This window comes from Frankia sp. ACN1ag (assembly GCF_001414035.1).
In the GTDB taxonomy this organism is placed as follows: domain Bacteria; phylum Actinomycetota; class Actinomycetes; order Frankiales; family Frankiaceae; genus Frankia; species Frankia torreyi.
Genome location: NZ_LJPA01000018.1, coordinates 88606 through 109657 on the forward strand (window position 1 = coordinate 88606; position 21052 = coordinate 109657).

Here is a 21052-nt window from a genome sequence, read left to right on the forward strand (position 1 = left end):
GTGTGCCGCCTGTGAGACTCCAGCCTTCGCCCTGAGCAGAGCCGTCGGCACCCCCACCAGAGTGGCGCACCACGCCCGGACACCGCGTGCCGCGGCCGGAGCCACTTCCGTCGACCTATAGTGATCGTGTGGCCTTCGAACGCATCACCGTCGATCCCGAGCGTATGGGCGGCCTTCCCTGCATTCGTGGCCTGCGAGTGACGGTAGGTGCGGTCATCGGGCAGCTGGCGGCCGGTAGATCCATCGGCGAGGTCCTTGTGGACTATCCCTACCTTGAGCACGCCGATGTTCTGGCCGCGCTGGCCTATGCGGCGGCGGNGGTCAGCGAACGAGAGCTACCACTGGCCACTTCGGCGTGAAGTTCCTCATCGACGCGAATCTGTCTCCTCGCGTCGCGGTGAGGCTTCGCGAGGGTGGTTACCCGGTCAGTCACGTCATCGATTCTTCTTCTTGCGAACCTTCCGCGGGTTGCCGATGATCTGTGGGCCGGCGCGATTGTGACGATCGTCCGCGATCGGATGCGCGTGCGCCCGCTGCCCTTCCGCCCGGTGGATTGAATCTTCGTGCTCCGAATGTGGGCGCCTTGTCGGGTATCTGCCGCGACGCGGCGAAAGCCTGACCGGCGACGGCCGTGTGCTCCGGGCCTGGGGGAGGGCCCGGAGCACACGGCCGGTCTGGTGATGACGACGGATCAGGTGGTGCGGGTGGTGGTGGTGGCGGCGGAGGTGCCGGTGCTCGCCTTGGGGGCGGTCAGGTCGTAGAGGGTGACCCCGCCGACCGTCTTCTCGGTGAAGGTCTCCGTCACCCAGGTGGCGATCGCCTGCGAGGAGTTGCTGCCGCCGTTGGCCTGGCCGAAGCCGCCGCCACCGATGAAGTAGTGAATCTTTCCTTCGGTCACGTACTTCTTGAACTGCGCCAGGGTCGGCGACGGGTCGCTGCCGTTGAAGCCACCGATCGGCATGACCGGTTCGCGGGTCGCGAGCTGGTAGCCGGCGGCGCTGTTCGAGCCCACCGCGGCCGCGACCCAGGTGTAGGAGTCGGCGTCCTGCTTGAACAGCTTCACGATGGCGTCGCTCGGCTTCGCGGCGTCGAGCAGGCCGCCCATGCCGCCGCGCATGCCGCCCCGGCCCTGGGTGGTGCCCGGGCTGCCCGTCGCGCCGTTGCCGGTGCCGCCGCCGGTCGTGCCGCCGGGGAATCCGGGGAATCCGCCGGTCTGGCCGCCGCCGGGGAAGCCGCCCTGGCCGCCGCCTGGGAAGGTGCCGGTCTGGCCGCCGCCCGGGAAGGCGCCGCCTGCCTGGTTGCGGCCTGTGCCGCCCGGCTGGCCGTTCAGGCGGCGCATGAAGCCGCCCGGGCCGCCCGGGCCGCCGAAGCCGGCGCCGGCCGGGCCGGCCGAGGGGATCGAGCCGGTGTGCGGCGTTCCGGCGGTGGCCACCGCGTACGCGCCCGGACCGAGCAAGCCGGCGACGAGGGCCACCGCGGCGACCCCGATGGAGGCCCGGCGGGGCAGCCGGACGGTGGCGAGGAAGCCGAGCGTGGCGATGATGCCCGCGACCAGCACGGCGTAGCGAATCCACGGGTGCCAGTCGGCGGTGCGGTGCAGCAGCGTCCACGACCACGCGGTGGTCGCCGCGATCGTCGCCGCGCCGGCCAGCGCGGCGGCGGGGTGACGCCGGTGCCGCCACAGCAGGACGGCTCCCATGCCCACCAGGGCGCCGACCGCCGGGGCCAGGGCCACCGTGTAGTAGGCGTGGAAGATGCCCTTCATCTGGCTGAAGATGATCCCGGTGACGAGCAGCCAGCCACCCCAGAGTGCGAACGCGGCCCGCAGCCGGTCGGTGCGCGGTGCCCGTCGGGTGATCCACAGCCCGGCGACCAGCAGAATCAGCGCGGCCGGAAGCAGCCAGGAGATCTGACCGCCGACCTCCGAGCCGAACATCCGGGTCCAGCCGGTCGAGCCCCACATGCCGCCGCGCCCGCCGCCGGGGCCACCGCCGCCCGGGAACGGCATCCCGCCGGCGGCGCCGTTCGCCAGCCCGGCCGCACCGCCCGTGCCCGTGCCGCCGCCCGGCAGCGCCGCGGCCGCGCCGTTCTGGAGTAGGCCGAAGCCGCGGCGGCCGCCGGCTCCACCGCCGCCGACGCTGCCGGTCTCGTTGCCGGTGAGCCGGCCGAGCCCGTTGTAACCGAGGGTGAGCTCCAGCAGGCTGTTGTGCTGGGAGCCGCCGATGTACGGCCGCGACGAGTCGGGGACCAGTTCCACGATCGCGATGAACAGCCCGGCGGGGATCAGCAGGCCGAGGCCGCCGGCCAGCGTCTGGCGGACCCGGCGCCAGAACGACGTCGGCGCGCAGGCCAGGTAGACCAGCGCGAAGATCGGCACCACGACCAGCGCCTGCAGCAGCTTCGTCAGGAACGCGAAGCTGACGAACACGCCGGCCAGCACCATCCAGCGGGTGCTGGCCTGCTCCACCGCGCGCAGCGTCGCGTACGCGCCGGCGACGAGCAGGAGAACCAGCAGCGCGTCCGGGTTGTTGAACCGGAACATCAGCGCCGCCACCGGGGTGAGCGCGAGCACCGCGCCGGCGAGCAGCCCCGCCCCGGCGGAAACCTGGCGGCGCACCGTCGCGTAGAGCAGCCCGACGGTGCCCACGCCCATCAACGCCTGCGGGACGAGCAGGCTCCACGAGTTCAACCCGAAGATGCGGGCCGACAGCGCCATCACCCACAGGGAGGCCGGCGGCTTGTCGACGGTGATCGAGTTGCCGGCGTCCGAGGAGCCGTAGAAGAACGCCTTCCAGCTCACCGAGCCCGCCTGGACCGCAGCCGAATAGAAGGCGTTGGCCCAGCCCGAGGCGCTCAGGTCCCACAGATACAGCACGCCGGTGCCGACCAGCAGGACGATCAGCGCCGGGCGGACCCAACGCGGGTCCGGCTCTGCGGCGGCGGGCGGTGCGGTGTCCTCGGTGGCGGGCCCGAGAACGGTGGGCGCGTCGTGGTCCGTCGGCGCGTCGTGGTCCGTCGGTGCAGCGGGGTCCGTCCTGCTCCACGGCAGCCGGCGACGGTGTCCCTGAGCGCGCCGACCCCCGGCGTGCGGAATCGGGTCGGTGAGAGTGGGCGACATAAGGGTCACCCTGGGCCATCGACCTTTCGAGTCCTTGTGCTCTGCCTGTGCGCAACCTGTGAAGCTCGGCCTGGGGCCGTCTCCACCTCACATCGCCGACGGTCCTGGCAGCGCGGTCAGGACCGGGGTCATGGTCGCCGGGGTCGCCGGCTCGCCCTGTGCCGAGACCGCGGCCGACCAGCGCGGCAGCGCGACGACGAAGGCCGTGCGTCCGGGTCGGCTGGTCGCCTCCACCCGGCCATGGTGGGCCTCGACGACGGCGGCGACGATGGCGAGACCGAGCCCGGTGCTGCCCGCGGCCCGGGATCGGGAGCTGTCCCCGCGGGCGAAGCGCTCGAAGACCTCGGGCAGCAGGTCGGGAGGGATGCCGGGGCCGTCGTCCACGATGGCGACGGTGACCTCGTCGTCGGTGACCGCCAGGCTGGCCGTCACCCGGGTACCCGGCGGGGTGTGGGCGCGGGCGTTGGCCAGCAGGTTCGCGAGCACCTGGTGCAGCCGGGCCGAGTCGCCGGTGACGGTGACCGGCTCCTCGGGCAGGTCGAGCGCGAAGCGGTGGTCGGGGGCGGCGACGTGCGCGTCGCTGACGGCGTCGACGACCATCCGGGAGATGTCCACCGGCTCGTGCTCCAACGGGCGCCCGGAGTCGAGCCGCGCGAGCAGCAGCAGGTCCGAGACCAGGGCCGTCATCCGCGCGCTCTCCGACTCGACCCGGCTCATCGCGTAGGTGACGTCGGGGGGGACGGGCTCGCGGGTGCGCCGGGTGAGCTCCGCGTAGCCGCTGATCGCGGCGAGCGGGGTGCGCAGCTCGTGGCTGACGTCGGCGAGGAACTGCCGCATCCGCGTCTCGCTGGCATGCCGGGCCGCCAGCGCCGCCCCGATGTGACCGAGCATCCTGTTGAGCGCCGAACCCACCTGGCCGACCTCGGTCCTCGGGTCGGTGTCGACGTCCGGCACGCGGATCGACAGCGCCACCTCGCCCCGGTCGAGCGGGATCTCCGCGACGCGGGACGCGGTCGCCGCGACCCGGCGCAGCGGTCGCAGGGTCACCCGGACGATCACCGTGCCGGCGAGCGCCGCCGCGGCCACCCCCGCCAGCGCGACCGCGCCGGCGATGGCGGCCATCTTGGTCAGCGTCGCGTTGACCTGCTTCATCGGCAGGCCGGTGACGACGGTGGTGCCGTCCGCCTGGGTGCGGCTGAGCAGCCGGTAGTCGCCGGCGTCCGCGAGACCGCGAGTATGCGTTCCGTTGTCGCGCGGGACGGCCGCGACGGCGGCGGCCTGACTGGCGGAGAGCACCTGCGCGGAGTCGGCCGAACCGATGTAGGCGCCGTAGATGCCGGAGTCGTCGATGACCGCGGCCAGCATGCCGGGCTCGACCGGCCCGGCGAAGAAGCGGCTGAGCAGGGTGCGGCCGCTCACGCCGTACAGCGTCTGCACCGCGGCCGTCGTCGTCCCGGCTGTCGTCGTGCCGGCCGCCGTGGCGCCGGCCGCTGTTGTCTTCGAGACCGCGGGGGAGATCACGCGCACGGATCCCCCTTGAGCCGTGACTGCGCGTGCCGAGGTGGTGCCGGTCGTGCTGCTCCCGCTGGCCGTGGTGGCCGTGGTGGCGGCAGGCTGCCAGGAGGTTGTCGTGCCCGAGCCCGTGCCCGAGCCCGATCCGTAGCCGTAGCCCGGCGCGGGGATCGTGCCTGATCCGGAGCCCGATCCGTCGCCGGGGAGCTGCTGCGGCAGGGGCGTGTCGAAGAACCGCGACGGCGGGGGGCGGTCCCACCGCTTGCTTGCCTCGTACAGCCGGTGGTCGAGTTGGTCGAGCAGGACGCCGCGCAACGCCACCGCGGTGACGAACACGATCGCCAGCGACACGGTGGCGAGCAACACCATGAGCAGCGCGAGCAGCCGTGTCCGCAGTGACCAGCGGGACGGGGCTACCGACCAGCCGTGCCGGTCGCGGTGCGCGCGCCGACGACCAGCGCGCGCCGAGGGCCCGACCTCGATCGTCGGGTCGGCGGGCTGCACGGAGGCCATCGTCGCGTCAGCTCCGGCGGGTGCGCCAATGGCCCCCGCCCGGTCCGCCGGACCGGTTGGGCCGGCCGGTCTCGGTGGCTTCCGGCGCGAGCTGCGCCGCCCGTCCGAGGTCCGCGCGGCTCTGCATCACGCCGGCTGCGCCCGCACCGGGGACGGCCGTGGCCGACCCGGCGCCCGCGCCCGCGGCGGTGCCGAACGCGCCGGCGCGGGCCGTCGCGGAGCGAGGCATGGCGGAGGGGCCGTCCGCCCGAGCCGCCGGATGGTCGGCCTCGGCCGGTCGCAGCACGTAGCCGGCGCCGCGCATCGTGTGAATCATCGGCGGGCGGCCGGCGTCGATCTTCTTGCGCAGGTAGGAGACGTAGAGCTCGACGACGTTCGCCTGCCCACCGAAGTCGTAGTTCCAGACCCGGTCGAGGATCTGCGCCTTGCTGAGCACCCGGCGCGGGTTGCGCATGAAGAAGCGCAGCAGCTCGAACTCGGTCGCGGTCAGGTGCACCGGGACGCCGCCGCGCGCCACCTCGCGGCTCTCCTCGTCCATGGTCAGATCGCCGACGACGAGCCGCGCGCCCTGCAGCGCCTCGGTCGTCCGCGCCGCGCGGCGCATCAGCCCGCGCAGCCGGGCGACGAGCTCCTCCAGACTGAACGGCTTCGTCACGTAGTCGTCGCCGCCGGCGGTGAGCCCGGCCACCCGGTCCTCGACGGCGTCGCGCGCGGTCAGGAACAGCACGGGGACGTCCGGGCTCTCCGCCCGCAGTCGCCGCAGCACCTCCAGCCCGTCCATGTCGGGCAGCATGATGTCGAGCACCACCGCGTCCGGCCGGAACTCGCGCGCGAGCCGCAGCGCGCCGCGCCCGTCCCCGGCGCTGCGCACCTCCCACCCCTCGTAGCGCAGCGCCATCGACAGCAGCTCCGCCAGCGTCGTCTCGTCGTCCACCACGAGTACCCGCACCGGTTGCATAGGGGACAGCTTCTCCCGAATGCCTAGCCGTTACCTGAGTCCCACCTGTGAACTTCCTGTGAGCGGCCGAGGCGAGGCGGCCGGATCGGTAGGCGCAGCACCTCGGTCCAGACCCGGCGGGCGGCGAGAGCGTCGACCTGACCCCGGTGGCCGCAGCTACTAGCCGTTTGGCCGCGACGAGCTTTCCGTGAGATCTCGTGTAAATCGGACAGAGTGACCGTATCGTTGCCTAGTGCATCTAGATGACGCTTTAAGCGGTTTGGCGATGCTTCGGAGGGCATCGGCTCGGGGCGTCCCGCTACCGCACCAGTCGTTGACGCTGCTGTGGGCGGTGGAGCGCATCGGGGATGGAGTGCGGCTCCGTCGCTGGTCGGAAGTCCGCGACGAGCTGGCGGCTGCGCTGGTCGCGGGCGGGGTCGAGAACCGTGGACGAGTAGCACCTGAGTATCCCGTGGTGGCGCTGAGGCATTCCCCGCTCTGGGAGATCCGCGCCAGCTCAGCAGCGCCTGCGGCACACAGCTCGCAGCCACGCCGGTGGCTGGATCGGGAGGATCCCGAGTTTGGACTCTCTGCGCCCGCCTTTGAACTGCTACGAGACGAGCGCAACCGTGAACAGTTCGCGGCGGCGCTGCATCGTCTCCTTGACCGGGCGGCAGGTCCCGCCGGCCCAGACGCTGGCTTCTGGGAGATTCAGCCGGGGGTTGTGGTGGTCCGTCGCGACGTCCACGCGCAGTATGGCGGTCGACGGCAGGGCGGAATCGGCCCGTCCCGCTCCACTCCCAATGTGCTGCTCTTCACGGACCCGGTACGGGGGAGGTCACACGGCTACTTCGACGGGTGGGGCGACGATGGATGTTTCCACTACACCGGGGAAGGGCAGCTCGGTGATCAGCGGATGGTACAGGGGAATCAGGCCATCCTGGGGCACCGGAGGGACGGCCGCACGCTTCGTCTTTTTCGCGTCGTGCGGGATGGCGTTGAGTATCTCGGGGCGTTCGAGATCGATCCCGATCGCCCGTGGTACACGAGCGAAGCGCCAGAAACCAACGGGGGGCCGCTGCGGACGGTCATCATGTTTCGGCTACGTCCGCAGGGGCCGGTGCAGTCGATCGATGCAGACCTCCCTGAGACTCCCACGACGATCAGCAGGGTCACCTCCGTCCCGGTGGAGGCGTCGAACGCTGAACAGTACGCAATGACCTCTCCGGCTGAGCCAACCACCGCCTTCCGGCGCGAAGCCGCGCTCGTCGGTGCCTACAGCGAGCATCTTCGATCCCTCGGCCATGAGGTGTGTCGAAAGCGGATTCTTCCTCCCAATGAACCTAGCCCCCTGTTCACAGATCTCTTCGACGAGACGACCGGCGAACTCATTGAAGCCAAAGGCACCGTCACGCGAGAAGCCGTTCGCATGGCCATCGGTCAGCTCATCGACTACCGCCGTTTTTTTGAACCACCGCCCCGCTTGGTCCTCCTGGTGCCCAGGAAGCCGCGTCCCGACCTCCTAGATCTGTGCTCCGCTGCAGGTGTTTCGGTGGTGTGGGGATCCGACGCCTCCTCGACGCCGACCTGGACGATCAACTAACGGCTACCCCCGGGCGTCACCGCCGGCGAGGGTACGCGCGCGCGCCCCGAACGTCCTAGGCCAGCCCGACCTGTCCGGTGGCGCTGTTCGGTAGGTCGCGGGGCCCGACCGGGCTACCAGTCGGCGGACCGGTCCACGACGGTGTCGGCGGCGTCCCGCGGTGACGATGCCGACGTCACACGGCTGTCACCCAGGTGACGGTGGGTACCCCTGGAGAGCACGCTGTGGTCTGTCGGGAGGACGACCTGGGAACTGCACCCCAAGGGGGGGTTCACCCGCGCAAACTGGGTAGGTGCTCCGCATGGCTCGACACCGTCGTCCTCAGTCCGCCCGCCATGGCGTGCGCCCTCGCGTGGCGCGTCGGGTGGTACTGCCCACAGCCACTCTGGTCACCGCGGGAGTCGTCACGGTGGGAACTGCCTTCGCCTGTACCGGGTCCTCATCCGCCACCGCGAGCACCGGGGTGATCGTGGCGCCCGTCCGCGACGTCGCCGCCGAGACCGTCGCCCCCTCCGCGCGCGATGCCGACGCCATCGACAAGGCGGTGCGCACCAGCCCGTACACGGCGCAGGTTCCGACCAGGAACTACGAGGTCGCCGGCACCCGCCTCGCGAGCAGCGATCCGAGCTGGGCGTACACGGAGCTGCACCCGACGGTCGCGGACCTCGATCGGGCGGAGGGCGTGCTGCACCGCACCGACGGCGGCTGGAAGCTCGTCCAGCTCGGCACCTACGAGGTGGGCTGCGGTGTCGCGCCGACCGCCGTGCTCGACGACTTCGGCCTGCAGTGCCCGCCCGCGGACGCGACGGACGACCTCGCCGCCGCGGACTCCGCGCGTCCCGCCTGAGCCTTCTCGCCGGGCCGGTCGCCTGACGTGGTGGTGCGGGCGCTCACCGCATCCGCGCAGGCCGTCTGTGCCGTCTCGGCGCGGCATGGAGGATGCTGCTTGCCGTCATGGCTGCGCCCGGCACCAGGCCGGGGCCGTACCAGCGGGAGGCGAACCGAGTGCCCGTTACCGAACTTGATGTACGCACGGCCGACGGTGTGATGGACGTGTACCTGCACACCCCCGACGACGGCGGGGGCACGACGCCGCCGGTCGTGATCTTCTATCCGGACGCCGGTGGCGTCCGTCCGGTCATGCACGACATGGCCGCCCAGTTCGCCTCGCGCGGCTACGCGGTGGCGGTGGTGAACTTCTTCTACCGATCCGGCAAGATCTCGTTCGACGTGGGCAAGGTGTGGTCCGATCCCGATCTACGCGCCGAGTTGATGGCCGTGATGGGCAAGGCGGCCCCGGCGCTGGTCGTGCAGGACACCGCGGCGCTGCTCGAGGTGCTGGCCGCGCGGTCCGACGTGCGGGCCGACAAGGTCGGCGTCGTCGGCTACTGCCGGGGCGGGCTGATGGCCTTCACCGTGGCCGGCGCGATCCCGGACCGGGTCGCGGCCGCCGCGTCCATCCACGGCGGTGGCATCGCCACCGAGGAGCCGACCAGCCCGCACCTGCGGGCGGACGACCTCCGTGCGGCGCTCTACTTCGGCGTCGCGGCGAACGACCAGTCCTGCACGCCGGAGCAGCAGGAGCTGCTCACCGCGGCGCTGGACAAGGCCGGCGCCCGCTACGAGCTGGAGCACTACACCGCCGCCCACGGCTTCGCCGTCGCGGACAACCCCAGCTACGACGCCGCGGCCGCGCAGCGGCACTGGGAGCAGGTCACGGCGCTGTTCGCGCGGGAACTGCCCACCGGCTGACGCGCCGGCCCGAGGTTCCTGGCTGAGGCGGGGTTCCTTGCCCCTCCGGAGGGTTCTGCGCCCGATTCGTCCCTCTGGAAGGGCAAGGAAACGGCCGGCGCGCGGCGTTACGGCGTGTAGATGATGTCCCAGAGGCGGGCGGTCATGTCCGTGCTGGTCGTCGCGAGCAGCAGGCCGAAGGGGGCGAAGGCACAGCTCATCACGGTGCTGCTGTGGCCGGTGAGGGTGGCGATCGCCGCGCCGGTCGAGACGTCCCACAGCAGGGCCGTGTCGTCGGTGCTGGCCGTCGCCAGCAGCCGGCCGTCGGGGGAGAACGCGCAGCTCTGCGCCGAGCCGGGCAGGGTCGCGACGGTGCTGCCGCTGCCCGCGTCGGTCAGCCGGGTGCCCTCGTTGCCGGCGGTCGCCAGCAGGCTGCCGTCGGGGGAGAAGGCACAGCCGCCGGCGAAGTTCGTGTGCCCCGGCAGGTTCATGATGGCCTCCCCGACGGAGACGTCCCACAGCAGCGTGGACTCGGCGCCCGCGGAGACCAGCAGCCGGCCGTCCGGGGAGAAGGCACAGCCGTAGACCGTGCCGCGGTGCCCGTTGAAGGTGGCGATGTTCTTGCCGGTCGACGAGCCCCACAGCCGCACGGTGCGGTCGGTGCCGGTGGTCGCGAGCAGGGCCCCGTCGGGGGAGAAGGCGCAGCCGTAGACCGGGCCGCGGTGACCGGTCAGCGTCACCGTCTGCCGGCCGGAGGCGACGTCCCAGATCCGGGCGGTCTTGTCGCTGCCGGTGGTGGCCAGCAGCTTGCCGTCGGGGGAGAACGCGCAGCCGTGCACGACCAGGCTCTTGCGCCCGCTCAGCGTCAGCGCCACGCGGCCGGTCGCCACGTCCCACAGCCGGGTGCCGTCCTTGCTGGTGGTGGCGAGCAGCGCGCCGTCGGGGGAGAAGGCGGCGGAGGTGACGTCGCGTTCGTGGCCCTTGAGCGTGGCCCGCGCGGTGACCTCCACGCGCAGCGACGGGCGGCTGCTGCGTTCGAAGCCGCGCAGGTCCGCGGCGCCCGCCGACCCCAGCGGCGCCGGTCCCGAGGGCAGAGTGGTCGCGAGCCAGTCGGCGTCGCGGACCGGCGTGCCCGGCTCGGCGTGGGTGTGGATGAGGCTGCCCGGCGCCTCGACGGCCAGGTCGAACAGGGAGCCGTCGGTCAGCCGGACGCGAGCCAGCACGGCGCCCGGGTCGAAACGTTCGCCCGGTTCGACCAGCCAGCGCACCATCGTCGCCCGCCCGCCGGGGATGTCCCAGCGGGCCGGCTGCTCCACCGGGTTCGGCCGCGCGGCGGTGGTCCGCCGGGTCGACACCGACGACGCCCAGGCCGCCGCGCCGAGCACGACGGCGAGCTCCGGGTCGACCGGGGAGAACAACTGCTGGCCGGGCCAGTCGGTGCCGACCCCGAGCCGGCCCTCCAGGACGTCGGTCACCACCGGGATGCGTGAGCTGCCGCCGACGAGGAGCACCCCGCCGAGCTTGTCCGGCCCGTACCCCGCACTCTCCACCAGATGCTGGCAGCAGGCCATCGTGCGCGCCAGGGTCGGCGAGGCGAGCTGGGCGAACCGGTCGCGCTGCATGCTGACCAGCAGGCNGGCCGGGCTGAACACGTCCTCGACGACGGCGATGTCGGTGAGCTGGTGCTTGACCGCGCGGGCGAAGTCGAGCAGCTCGTGGCGGGTGCGGCTGGCCGTGGTCTGGTACATGTCGCCGATGCCCGGCGGGTTGAGCAGCGGCTCCAGCCCCGGGCCGTAGAGGCCGAGGATCTCGTCGAAGAGGATCTGGTCGAGGTCGCGCCCGCCGCAGTCGTGCAGCGCCGCGTGCGCGATCATCTCGTGCCGGCCGTTCTCGCCGACCGAGACCAGCGCCCCCTCGAACGTCCCGCCGCCGAGGTCGTAGACGAGCATCAGCGAACCGGGCTCCGGCTCGGCGCCGACCAGCGGCGACCAGGCCGCGGCGACCGGCTCGGCGAGCAGGTCCACGTCGACGAAGCCGGCGGCCTCCGCCGCCGCGATCATGAGCCTGCGCAGCGGGCCGGCCGGGTCGTAGCTCGCCGGCACGGTGACGACGGCCCGGGTCAGCGACTGCCCGCCGAGCTGCTGCTCCGCCTCCGCCTTCAGGGCGCCGAGCACGGCGGTGACCAGCACGTGCGCGGGGTAGCCACGGCCATCCAGGGGGACGGCGCCGTCGCGGGCCAGGTCGCGCTTGATCTCGCCGCGGTAGGCGGCGGGCCAGATCCGCTTGCGGCGTTCGGCGAGGGTACCGACGATCAGGTTGCCCCCGTCGGCGAACACCGACGCCGGCCAGCTCACCGAGCCGCTGGCGGGTTCCCGAACCGGTTCGATGCGGCCTTCGACGGCAAGAGCCGCCCGGGCACTGCAGGTACCGTAGTCGATCGCGAGGATCGGCTCGCCCACGGCACCCCCTGTCCACGTTTCTGGTGGGCAGATCGTAGCGGCGCCGATCGGGGCAGGCGTCGACACCCTCGTCAAACGGCAGGATAACGGGACCGTCCGTCCGTATCTGGTCGCGGCCCGTGGTTGCGCTCCGCCGTGGGCCGTCGTGCGCAGGGTGGCCCGGCCGTGGCCGGTCGGGTGCCGGCGGGTGCGCGGTGACCAGGGCGCGGTGGCTGGGGCGGGCGGCTGGGGCGCAGCGCGGAACGAGCGGCGGACTGCCGGCCTCCCCCGAAAAGGCCGGCAGTCCGCGGAACCACGCCGGTGCGCCCCCGACGCGGCACCTGGCCGTCTCGTCCCCCCGACGAACTGGCCTGACCCGTCGCACCGGCGTGGTCCCAGGACTCATCCTGCGGGATGCCGACGGCGCAGAACATCCCCGATTCATCGGGGGAAAAGCGCCGGCGCAAGCCGTCGAAGTCCGGTTTCCCGCTGGTTTTCCCCCGTCGTCCTGTCTGTCGTCGTCCTGTCCGTCGTCGTCACCGGTCCGGTCGGGACCTCCACCGGGCGGGGTGCCAGGCAGGCCGGCGCAGGTCCACAGCCGCGCCGTCCAGCGCCGAGATCTGCCGCGCGACCAGCCGGCCGAGGTCGGCGGCGAGGCCGTCCGGCAGCGCCGAACCCTCACCAGGGACGGCCTGTAGCCGCGCCACCACGGGCCCGACCTGGAGAATGCTCACGTGCCCGGCGCTCGGGGTGTCGCGGACGACGTGCAGCCGGACCTGCCCCGAGCCCCTCCCGCCGGTACTCGGCCCAGCGCCGCCCGCCCCGGCCATCGCCGGGTCGTCGCCCCCGCGTGCACAGCGTGGGTCGTCTGTCGCACCTGCGAGCGGCGGGGTGATCGGTGGTCCGAGCAGCTCCCGGGCGAGCTTGCCGGCCCGGCGCCGGCTCGGTAGCAGCCAGCGCGTGTCGTCGAGCCGGTAGAGCTCCGCGTCGGGCGCACCCAGCCAGACGGCCTTGCCCTGGTGCACCGTCCGGCCGCCGGACGGCGGGGCCGTGGTGTCGGGCGCCCTGATCCGGCACATTCCGGGTGGCAGCGCCGCCGCGTCGAGGAAGGAGGCGAGGAACACGGCACGCAGTCGGTCCGCCCGCGTCCGGTCCCCCTCCTCGCCGCCGCCACCCATCCTGACGAGGGTGTGGGCGCAGGAGACGTCGGGCAATCCCACGAAAACCGGGGGACGGGGCAGAGAAACTCTCGGCGCCGCCGGGACGCCGACCCAGGCGTGGCGCGCTCAGGACGGTTCGGGCGGCGATCGGACGGTTCGGGTGGGGATCGGACGGTTCGGGCGGGGATCGGTCGGGCTCAGTCGAAGCCGAGCTCGCGGGCCCAGATCGCGGCGGCGGCGCTCGGGGNGATCGTCGGCGGGGCGTCGGGATGGCTCGCGAGGTACTTGGCCCGTGCCGTGCGCAGGTAGTCGGCGACGACGCTGGTCTTGACGTTCATCGCCCGGGCCGCTTCCTTGTGGGACAGCCCCCGGCACCCGACGAGGACCATCACCTCGGCCTCCCGCGGCGAGGGCCGGTGCAGGCGGCGCCGGCGGCGGGCGGCGTCGAAGATCCGGGCGAGTAGGCCGTGTGCGTCGGGCGCCGCGAGCCCCCACTCGGCGCACAGCTCGTCGAGGTGATCCCCCTGGGCGAGGCCGCGCAGCAGGTTGCGTTCGTCGGCGCCGATCTCGCCGCGCGACAGCGGCCGCCGCTGCGCGTCCTCCAGCAGGAAGCCGGCGAGGCGGGCGGAGACGTGGTAGCCGCCCGCGGCGACGGCGGTCACCGCGGCCACGAACTGCTGCGCCGGCGCCGTCTTGTCGACGAACCCGCGGGCCTGCGCGGCGATCGCGTCGAGCACCTCGTCGGGCGTCGCCACCCCGGACGTCGCCAGGACGGGCAGGCCGCGGGCGTGCAGGTCGGCCACGGCCGCGGCGCCGGAGATCCCGGGCAGATGCAGGTCGCAGACGACCACGTCGGCCGTGGCGCCGCGGTCGAACGCCTCCAGGCTCGGGGCCGGCGCGAGGACCGAGAACCCGGCGCCGGCGAAGCGGGCGGCCAGCGACTCGGTGGCGATCGGATGGTCGTCGATGATCGCCACCGAGATCGGTCGGCGTTCGGCGCTCACCGCGGGCCCGCCCGCCCGGGCCCCGGGGACGGCGCGCCGTCGTCGGACGGGGACGAGGGCGTCCCACCACCGGGCGGCGTGGGCGGGGCCGGCCAGCGCAGCGTCACCTTGACGCCGTCGCCCGGTCGGGCGGTGACGAGCGCCTGCCCGCCGTGCCGGCGCAGAGCCTGATAGCTGCCGCTCATCCCGCCGCCCGGACGGACCGTCGCCGGGTCGAACCCGACGCCCCGGTCGCGGACGACCACGAGAACCGCGTCGGCGCCGCCCTCGACGAACAGGCTGACCTCGTCCACCTCGCCGGCGTGCCGCACGATGTTGCGCAGCGCCTCCCGGGTCGCGGCGACCAGCGCCTCGCGCACCGGCACGGGCGGCTCGCCCTGGATCGCCACGAACGGGACGAGCGCGAGGCCCTCGTCGGCGAACGTGTCGACGACCGCCGACATCATCGCCTCGAACCCGGTCTCGCCCGGCTCGGGCGTCCCGCCGTCGCCGTCGCCGTTGCCGTTGCCGTCGCTGCCGTCGCCGTTGAGGACCCGTGGGTCCAGCCCGCGCGGGTCCATGATGATCCGCCGGGCCCGCTGCGCCCCGCGGCGGGCCTCCCGGACCAGTGCGGAGGAGGGCAGGCCGCCGCCGGCGACGTGGTCGACGATGGGCAGCAGATAGTCGTGGATCTCCCGGTGGGTGATCTCGCGCTGGCGCAGGCTCTCGGCCTCCCGTTCCTGCTCCACGGCGAGCCGGNCGGCGGTCCTGGCGGCGTCCTGGGCGGCCGCGGTCGCCGCGGACAGCGTCCGCAGCTCCCGGGCGATGAGCATCGCGACGACGTACCACAGCGCGAAGCCCAGCAGGTCCGAGCCGAGCTTGAGGGAGACGTCCGGCAGCACCGCCAGGCTCCACGCCGTCATCAGGGTCACCACCGCGGCCACGGCGAGCAGCCCGAGCCCCAGGCCGAACCCGACGCCGGCCGAGGCCACCAGGCTGAACGGCACCAGCTCGGTCATCAGCTTGTTGCGCTCGTGCGGCTGCGCCGCGCGGGAGCCGACCAGCATCAGCGCCACGCAGAAGGTGACGTCGGTGAGCACCAGCCGCCGGGACAGCCGGTCCGGCCCGTGCCACGCCTGCCAGGCGAACCAGCTTGCCTCGCCGGCGGCGGCGACCACGATCAGCACGGCGAGCCAGGGGTGACGCAGCCGGTCCCACCCGAACAGCGGGATGACCACGAACGTCGCGCAGGCGGCCCGCGCATACCCGACCATCCGCGACATGCGCTGCTCGGTGCGGTGGACGACGGCCCAGGGCGGATTCGCGGATCCGTCCAGCCCGGTCATAGGTCGCAACGGTAGTGACCGAGCGGTGGCGCGGCCACCCCCCGCGTCTGATCCGGTCGTGTGCGGTGTGCGCCGGGCGTCGCGTGGGCACCGCCACGAGATGGACACCATCTGCCTCATCCCTGCTCCGGAGCCGGGCCAGCGCGCGGCAGGGGGCACGGCGGTCCTGCCGCCGCCCGGCCCGGGCCCGTTTCCGACGCCTCCGGACCCCGTCCCGCCGACGCCCGTCCCCGATCCGGTGCCGCCGGGCCCGGGACCCGACCCGGTACCGCCCGGTCCGGGGCCCGACCCGGTGCCGCCCGGTCCCGGCCCGGATCCTGTCCCACCCGGCCCGGGCCCCGATCCCGTTCCGCCGGGCCCCGAACCGGACCCCGTCCCGCAGCTCGTCCCGCAGCTCGGCCCCCCGCCGGTTCCGCCTCCGATGTGACCACGGGCGGGCTGTCACCGTGGGTCGGCTGTCACCGTGGGTCGGCTGGGCCCACGGACCGGGGATCGGCGCGAAGGCTGGTGGCGGAGCGGGTACACCCAGGTCATGACGCACCGACCCGAGGGCATCCCCGCCCCCAACCTGGCCGACGACGACCTCGTCCGCGAGCTGCGGCACCTGCATCGGACCCGGCACGACGCCTTCATCGCCGGCAGCGAGGACGCGTTCGAGACTCATACGGCGCGCATGCTGGAGCTCGAACGCGAGTACCTGCGCCGCTTCCCGCAGGCCGCCAGCCCCGATCCGCGGCGCACCCGGGCCGGCCGGCGCCGCGCGGCCGGCGTCGCGGGCTGACCGGCGGGCGTCGCGGGCTGACCGGCGGGTGTCGCGGGCTGACCGGCGGGTGTCGCGGGCCGGCTCGGGCTAGGCGCCGGTCAGCGTGTCGACGTAGATGTCGAACAGGCCGTCCGCGTCCGGGGCGAGGTACGCGTGGCCGCCCGTGGCCCCGGCCAGGCGCTGCAGGCTGGCGAGATCCGCGCCGGGATCGCAGGCGATGACGATGAGCTGGACGGGCCGGTGCGGATCGGCGGCGGCCCGCAGCGCGGAGACGGCCTGGTCGAGCGTCGGCTCGCGGCTCGTCGCCGCGCGCCGCCCCGGCTGCTTGCCGTCGGCGTGATCGTCGCCGCCCGTGTCCGCGTCGCCGTCGGTGAACAGGACGACCTGGTTGAGCCGGCCGGGGGCGAACCTGGCGGTCAGCTCGCGCACGGCCGCGACGGCGGTCGAGTACAGGTCGGTGCTGCCGGCGGGTTGCAGGTCCGCCGGCGCCGCGGTCAGGTCGTCGCGCTGGGTGCCGGCGTGGCCCGCGGCGTCCAGCCGGGCGAGCGGGGCCAGTTCCCGGTGGCCGCCGGGCAGTTCGGCGGAGGACTGCCAGAGGCCGACCTCGCTGTCGTGCGCGAACAGCCGCAGGCCGGTCAGCGCCGTGTCCGTGGCCGCCTGCAGGCGCGTGCGACCGGCGTCGCCGGTCAGCGGCAGCGCCATCGAGCCGGACGTGTCGAGCACGGCGAGGGTGGCCCCGCGTTCACGGCTGTGCCGGAAGAAACGGCGGGCGGTTCCGAGCACGCTGTCCGAGGCGTCCGTACTGGCGAGTCTCGGCGGGGTGGAGCGCACGCCGTCGGTCGCGTTGAGGGTCGCCGACAGCCCGCCCGGGTCGTCGCGGCCCGCCAGTTCCGTCGGGGTGCGGAAGCCGGCCGCGGTCAGGGCCCGCCGCCCGGCGTCGCCGCGCAGGTAGGCCGCGAAGGCGTCCGCCGCGGCGCGCCTGGGCGCCGAATCCGTCGTCCGCTTCAGGACGATGTAGGGAACCGTCGCCGTGAACGCGCCGTCGGCGGGATAGGAGGCGACCAGGGTCGTCGCGGACCTGGGCCCCGTCCGGGCCGCCAGCGCCCGGTTGTAGGCGATGACGTCGGACTCCAGGGCGGGGAAGGCGGACGGCGCACTGCCGGCGGCGCCGTTCTCCGTGCCGCCGTCGCGGACCGAGTCGAACAGCTGGTGGTCGTACTGCGGCAGCCAGTCGATCGCGCGTTCCAGGTGCAGCACCGTGGCCTGGGCCGCGCGGTCCTGGTCGAAGGTGCCCGGCGTCATGTCCGCGGGAGCCAGCCGCCGCGCCGCGCCGACCGTGCCGATGACCGCCCGCAGCGCCGCCGCCGAGTTCTCGGGGTTGGCCATGGCGAGCCGGAACTCGCCCCAGCGGGGCTCCCCGCGGCCCGGCCAGAAGGCGGTCCCGTCCGCGTCAGCCGCGAGATCGGCCCAGGTCAGGTGATGTTCGGGCCAGCCGAGCCGCTGTGCCATCAGCCGGGGCATCGCGATGACGACGGGAGAGCCGGCGATCGTCGTCGCCCGTGCCGGCAACTGCTGCGCCGCGGTGTTCGACTCCTGCCCCAGCTCCAGCCAGTCCGCCGACTCGGGGATCCACACGTCCGGAACGGTCGAACCGGGCGCGTTCGGCCGCGACAACGCGTCGAGCGCCCGGTCGGACGGTGTGGCGGACACGTCGAAGGCCACACAGGGCCCGTCCTGGTCGGAGTGCGCTCGGCTGAACTCGGCGGCCAGCCGGCTGATCGGCGCGGTGAGGGTCGGGGCGGTGGTGATCGTCAGCGTGGTCCGGGCGGTGCCGTCGGCGCACTCGTCCGGCGGGCCGCCATGCCAGACGGACGCCGCCGCGAACCCGACGCCGGTGACCGTGAGGCCGCCGAGGACGAGCAGGGCGGCACTGCTGACCGCGCCGAGACCGACCCCGCGGGCCCGCCAGCCCCGCCGCCGCCGCCCGTCGGGGCCGACCCGTCCGGGCTGCGCGGGCCGCCCGGGCCGTGCGAACCGCCCGCGCGGTGACCTGCGGACACGCCCATCAGGCCGGCGCGGCCCGGCGCCGCGACTGCCTCCACCTGGGGACCGATGACGGGCGCCGGACACACAGACGTCCTTTCACGGGAGGCGCCGCGCCTGTTCCGAACCCGCCGCCACCACGATGATGTGACTACTTCTCCCGCCGAGCCCACCGCGCAACGGTCGACCGCGCTCCCCGTCGTCCCCCGCCGATTCGGGAATCGGGAGCGTTGTGCCTCGTATCGGTTTTCGTGCCGCCGATACTGCCCAGCCGCGGGCCGGTCGTCAGCTCATCTTGGAATGCCGGGGCTCGGCGTTGTTCCTCCGTTTCTTGCGTCGTCGGCATGGTGTCCTACCAGCCCGGATGTTCGCTCCGCAGCGGACGGCCGCGGCTCACGCGTCGGCAGCGACGAGATCGGCGTAGGCCGGATGGCGTTCGATGAACGCGCGGATGTAGGGGCACTGCGGGACCACGGCGAGGCCCTGCCGGCGAACATCGTCCAGCGCCGCGGTGGCGAGGGCGGAACCCACTCCCTGACCGGAGAACTCCGGACTCACCTCGGTGTGGATGAAGATGATCCGATCCGGCCGCTTCTGGTACTGCACGAAACCGGCGACCTCGCCGGTGGGCGTGAGTGCCTCGTAGCGGAAGCGTTCGGGATTATCGGTGACAGACAGGTCCATGGGGGCATCCTCCCCGATGCCGGCGAGGTCGGCAGGGGTGTCGACGTCCGCGGGGGTGCCGAGGCCGTCGCAGGCGACCCGGCCGACGGCGTCGGGATGGGCGCGCAGCCAGGCCCGCGCGCCGACCTCCCCGCGGGCGAGGCCGGCGACGTCGGCCCAGACCGCCCGGCGCAGCAGGACGGGATGGCCCGGCCGCCCGCGGTAGGTGGCGGTCAGCGCCGCGTACCGCCGGTACGCGGCGGCCGGGGCGGCGGCGTCGATCAGGCGGCGGACCGCGGCCGCGGTCAGGCCGGGCTGGTCGACCAGCGTCACGACGGCGGCGTGCGCGCCGGTGCCGGCGAGGGCTTCGAGCCCGGCCCGCAGGGAGCCACCGATCCCCTCGGCCCAGCCCTCCGCCCGCACCAGGCGCGGACCCGCGGCGGCGAGAGCGGCCAGGGCGGCGCCGACCTCGTCCGCGGCGGCGCCGACGACGACCACGACCGGCGCACACCCGCCGTCGGCGAGTAGGCGGACGCCCCGCGCGGCGAGGGTCTCACCGCCGAGCTCCACCAGCGCCTTGGCGCGCCCCATCCGCCGCCCCGCCCCAGCCGCCAGCAGCAGGCCGGCGACCGTGGGCGGGCCAGCATCCTCGGGTGGGATCGCGTCCGGTGCGGCGTCCATCGAGGTCAGGACTATCCCAGCGGGTGGGGGGACGCCGGTCAGCCGGCGGGGCCCAGCACCAGGCGGGGCCGGATCCGGCGCTGGAGGAAGTCGAGGATCCGCACGTCGAAGACGGCGTTGTCGTCGCCGGCCACCATGTGGTGAGCCCCGGCGACGTCGCAGTACTCCGCGTGCGGGGCGAGGTCGAGGAACCGGCGGGCGTCGTCCTCGCCGAGCACGTCGGACTGGCCGCCCCGCACGAGCATGGTCGGGATCCGCAGCCTCGTCACGATGGCGGACAGTTCCTCCAGCGGCGTACGTAGCCGCAGCCGCGGGTCGTGGCCCTCCGGCGGGAAGACGAACGCCGGATCCCAGTGCCAGTACCAGCGTCCGTCGGCGAAGCGGAGGTTCTTGCGCAGCCCGGCCGGGTCACGCGGGCGCTCCCGGTGCGGCAGGTAGGCGGCCACCGCGTCGGCGGCGTCCGCCACGGAGGCGAAGCCGTCCGGCGCGGCCCGCATGAATTCCATGATCCGTCCGGTGCCCCGGGGCTGCAGGAACGGCGACACGTCGACGAGGACGAGACCGCGCGCGACGTCGGGGTCGCGGCCGACGGCGGCGAGGGAGGCGATCCCGCCCAGCGAGGCGCCGATGAGCACCGGCGGCCGGCCGAGGGCGCGGCGCAGGGCGAGCACGTCGTCGGCAAAGGCGTCGAGGGCGTAGTCACCCTCGGGGGACCAGTCGGAGTCGCCGTGGCCGCGCAGATCCACCGTGAGGGTGTACCAGCCGTCCGCACCGAGCCGGCGGGCGGTGCGCCGCCAGGAGTGACGGGTCTGGCCGCCACCGTGGAGTAAGACCACCGGAGGATCGGTGTCGTCGCCGTAGGCGTCCGCGGCGAGGGTCAGCCCGCCGCTGGGGATGCGCAGGGACGGGCCGGACGTCGCCGAGGCCAGCCGTCCACTGTCGGAGTTCGTAGGCACGTAGGTCAGTATGAGCACACTGTTCGCCCGGGCGCCCCCGTGCCGCGCCCGGCGACGGGTGCTGGGCGGTGTGCGGTGTGCTCAGACCTTGGTCGGCGCTGCCGGCTTGCGCTCCGGCCGCCAGGCGGTCACCAGCAGCAGCGCGGCCCCGCCGACGCCGAGCAGGATCGCGATCAGGCCGCCGGCCCAGCCGTCGAGCTCGATACCGATCGCGTGGTCCAGGGACGCCTTGCCGGGGCCGAGAATGCCGATTGCCGCGCAGACAACCGCGATCATCAGGACGTACTCGTAACCCTGGCCCGGCTTGAAGATGAAGAAGCCGTTGTTGCGGTGCGCCGTGATGCCCGCGACGACCATCGTGCCGATGATGCCGCCGGCGCTGAACGGGGTGAGGAAGCCGAAGACCAGCCCGAATCCCGCGGCGAGCTCGACGAGCCCGGAGGCCCAGGCGTGCACGATGCCCGGACGCAGCCCCATGCTCTGGAACCAGCCGGCCGTGCCCTTGATCCCACCCGGCCCCCAGACGTGGTTGTAGCCATGGGCGACCAGAGTGAGACCCACGATGACCCGGAGCACCAGGGCCGCGGTGTCAGGCGATGTCACGT

14 protein-coding genes and 3 pseudogenes are annotated in these 21052 nt (G+C 73.8%); 5 read left to right on the forward strand and 12 right to left on the reverse strand.

Annotated features, from left to right (window positions below):
• Positions 1 to 128: 128 nt before the first annotated feature.
• Positions 129 to 318: DUF433 domain-containing protein (locus tag UK82_RS17635; protein ID WP_255354317.1), on the forward strand; the 190-nt coding region annotated here is incomplete at its 3' end.
• Between the two features lie 373 nt (positions 319 to 691).
• Here the strand turns inward: UK82_RS17635 and UK82_RS17640 are convergent.
• The 3 genes and pseudogenes from UK82_RS17640 to UK82_RS17650 form a co-directional block, all read right to left on the reverse strand.
• Positions 692 to 3118, reverse strand: a complete 2427-nt coding sequence (locus tag UK82_RS17640) for a glycosyltransferase family 39 protein (RefSeq protein WP_055408214.1) — start codon at positions 3116 to 3118, stop codon at positions 692 to 694.
• 87 nt (positions 3119 to 3205) lie between these two features.
• Complete coding sequence (locus tag UK82_RS17645; protein WP_044886287.1) at positions 3206 to 5143, reverse strand: cell wall metabolism sensor histidine kinase WalK; 1938 nt, start codon at positions 5141 to 5143, stop codon at positions 3206 to 3208.
• A gap of 268 nt (positions 5144 to 5411) precedes the next feature.
• A pseudogene (locus UK82_RS17650) lies at positions 5412 to 6101 on the reverse strand (response regulator transcription factor); the annotation flags it as partial.
• 313 nt (positions 6102 to 6414) lie between these two features.
• Between UK82_RS17650 and UK82_RS17655 the strand changes: the two are divergent.
• The 3 genes from UK82_RS17655 (at position 6415) to UK82_RS17665 (ending at position 9435) form a co-directional block, all read left to right on the forward strand.
• A complete protein-coding gene (locus tag UK82_RS17655; RefSeq protein WP_236706063.1) occupies positions 6415 to 7683 on the forward strand; it encodes a hypothetical protein in 1269 nt (422 codons plus the stop codon).
• A gap of 364 nt (positions 7684 to 8047) precedes the next feature.
• Complete coding sequence (locus UK82_RS17660; protein ID WP_236706064.1) at positions 8048 to 8530, forward strand: hypothetical protein; 483 nt, start codon at positions 8048 to 8050, stop codon at positions 8528 to 8530.
• A 107-nt stretch (positions 8531 to 8637) separates the two neighbouring features.
• A complete protein-coding gene (locus tag UK82_RS17665; RefSeq protein WP_236706065.1) occupies positions 8638 to 9435 on the forward strand; it encodes a dienelactone hydrolase family protein in 798 nt (265 codons plus the stop codon).
• 107 nt (positions 9436 to 9542) lie between these two features.
• Here UK82_RS17665 and UK82_RS38370 read toward each other — a convergent pair.
• From UK82_RS38370 to UK82_RS42850, 5 genes and pseudogenes are all read right to left on the reverse strand, one after another.
• Positions 9543 to 11050 (reverse strand): WD40 repeat domain-containing protein (locus UK82_RS38370; RefSeq protein WP_236706066.1); only part of this gene is annotated, 1508 nt, incomplete at its 5' end.
• A 1-nt stretch (position 11051) separates the two neighbouring features.
• Positions 11052 to 11873 (reverse strand): annotated as a pseudogene (locus UK82_RS38375) (Hsp70 family protein); the annotation flags it as partial.
• Between the two features lie 515 nt (positions 11874 to 12388).
• The gene (locus UK82_RS17675; RefSeq protein ID WP_083507238.1) at positions 12389 to 13072 is read right to left on the reverse strand and encodes a hypothetical protein; all 684 of its coding nucleotides are present in this window, start codon (positions 13070 to 13072) and stop codon (positions 12389 to 12391) included.
• A 188-nt stretch (positions 13073 to 13260) separates the two neighbouring features.
• Positions 13261 to 14016: pseudogene (locus tag UK82_RS17680) on the reverse strand (response regulator); the annotation flags it as partial.
• On the reverse strand, positions 14013 to 14576 hold the full coding sequence (locus UK82_RS42850; RefSeq protein ID WP_396230584.1) for a sensor histidine kinase: 564 nt from the start codon (positions 14574 to 14576) through the stop codon (positions 14013 to 14015). The gene UK82_RS42850 and the pseudogene UK82_RS17680, both read right to left, overlap by 4 nt.
• A 1297-nt stretch (positions 14577 to 15873) precedes the next feature.
• Here UK82_RS42850 and UK82_RS17690 point away from each other — a divergent pair.
• Positions 15874 to 16122 carry a DUF6158 family protein gene (locus UK82_RS17690; protein ID WP_011601946.1) on the forward strand — a complete coding sequence of 83 codons (249 nt, stop codon included), beginning with the start codon at positions 15874 to 15876 and terminating at the stop codon, positions 16120 to 16122.
• Between the two features lie 69 nt (positions 16123 to 16191).
• On the opposite strand, the gene UK82_RS17695 is transcribed toward UK82_RS17690, so the two are convergent.
• The 4 genes from UK82_RS17695 to UK82_RS17710 form a co-directional block, all read right to left on the reverse strand.
• On the reverse strand, positions 16192 to 18234 hold the full coding sequence (locus tag UK82_RS17695; protein WP_052681208.1) for a substrate-binding domain-containing protein: 2043 nt from the start codon (positions 18232 to 18234) through the stop codon (positions 16192 to 16194).
• 306 nt (positions 18235 to 18540) lie between these two features.
• The gene (locus tag UK82_RS17700; RefSeq protein ID WP_055408222.1) at positions 18541 to 19491 is read right to left on the reverse strand and encodes a GNAT family N-acetyltransferase; all 951 of its coding nucleotides are present in this window, start codon (positions 19489 to 19491) and stop codon (positions 18541 to 18543) included.
• A 38-nt stretch (positions 19492 to 19529) separates the two neighbouring features.
• On the reverse strand, positions 19530 to 20465 hold the full coding sequence (locus UK82_RS17705) for an alpha/beta fold hydrolase (protein WP_173667310.1): 936 nt from the start codon (positions 20463 to 20465) through the stop codon (positions 19530 to 19532).
• 63 nt (positions 20466 to 20528) lie between these two features.
• Positions 20529 to 21050 (reverse strand): DoxX family protein, encoded by a 522-nt coding sequence (locus tag UK82_RS17710; RefSeq protein WP_044886293.1) that lies wholly within the window; start codon positions 21048 to 21050, stop codon positions 20529 to 20531.
• Between the last annotated feature and the right edge of the window lie 2 nt (positions 21051 to 21052).

Coding starts and splice junctions, on each gene's coding strand:
- UK82_RS17640 (WP_055408214.1), bottom strand. CDS start 3,118: ATGTCGCCCACTCTCACCGACCCGATTCCGCACGCCGGGGGTCGGCGC.
- UK82_RS17645 (WP_044886287.1), bottom strand. CDS start 5,143: ATGGCCTCCGTGCAGCCCGCCGACCCGACGATCGAGGTCGGGCCCTCG.
- UK82_RS17665 (WP_236706065.1), top strand. CDS start 8,638: ATGGCTGCGCCCGGCACCAGGCCGGGGCCGTACCAGCGGGAGGCGAAC.
- UK82_RS42850 (WP_396230584.1), bottom strand. CDS start 14,576: ATGGACCCGCGCGGGCTGGACCCACGGGTCCTCAACGGCGACGGCAGC.
- UK82_RS17690 (WP_011601946.1), top strand. CDS start 15,874: ATGACGCACCGACCCGAGGGCATCCCCGCCCCCAACCTGGCCGACGAC.
- UK82_RS17700 (WP_055408222.1), bottom strand. CDS start 19,491: ATGGACGCCGCACCGGACGCGATCCCACCCGAGGATGCTGGCCCGCCC.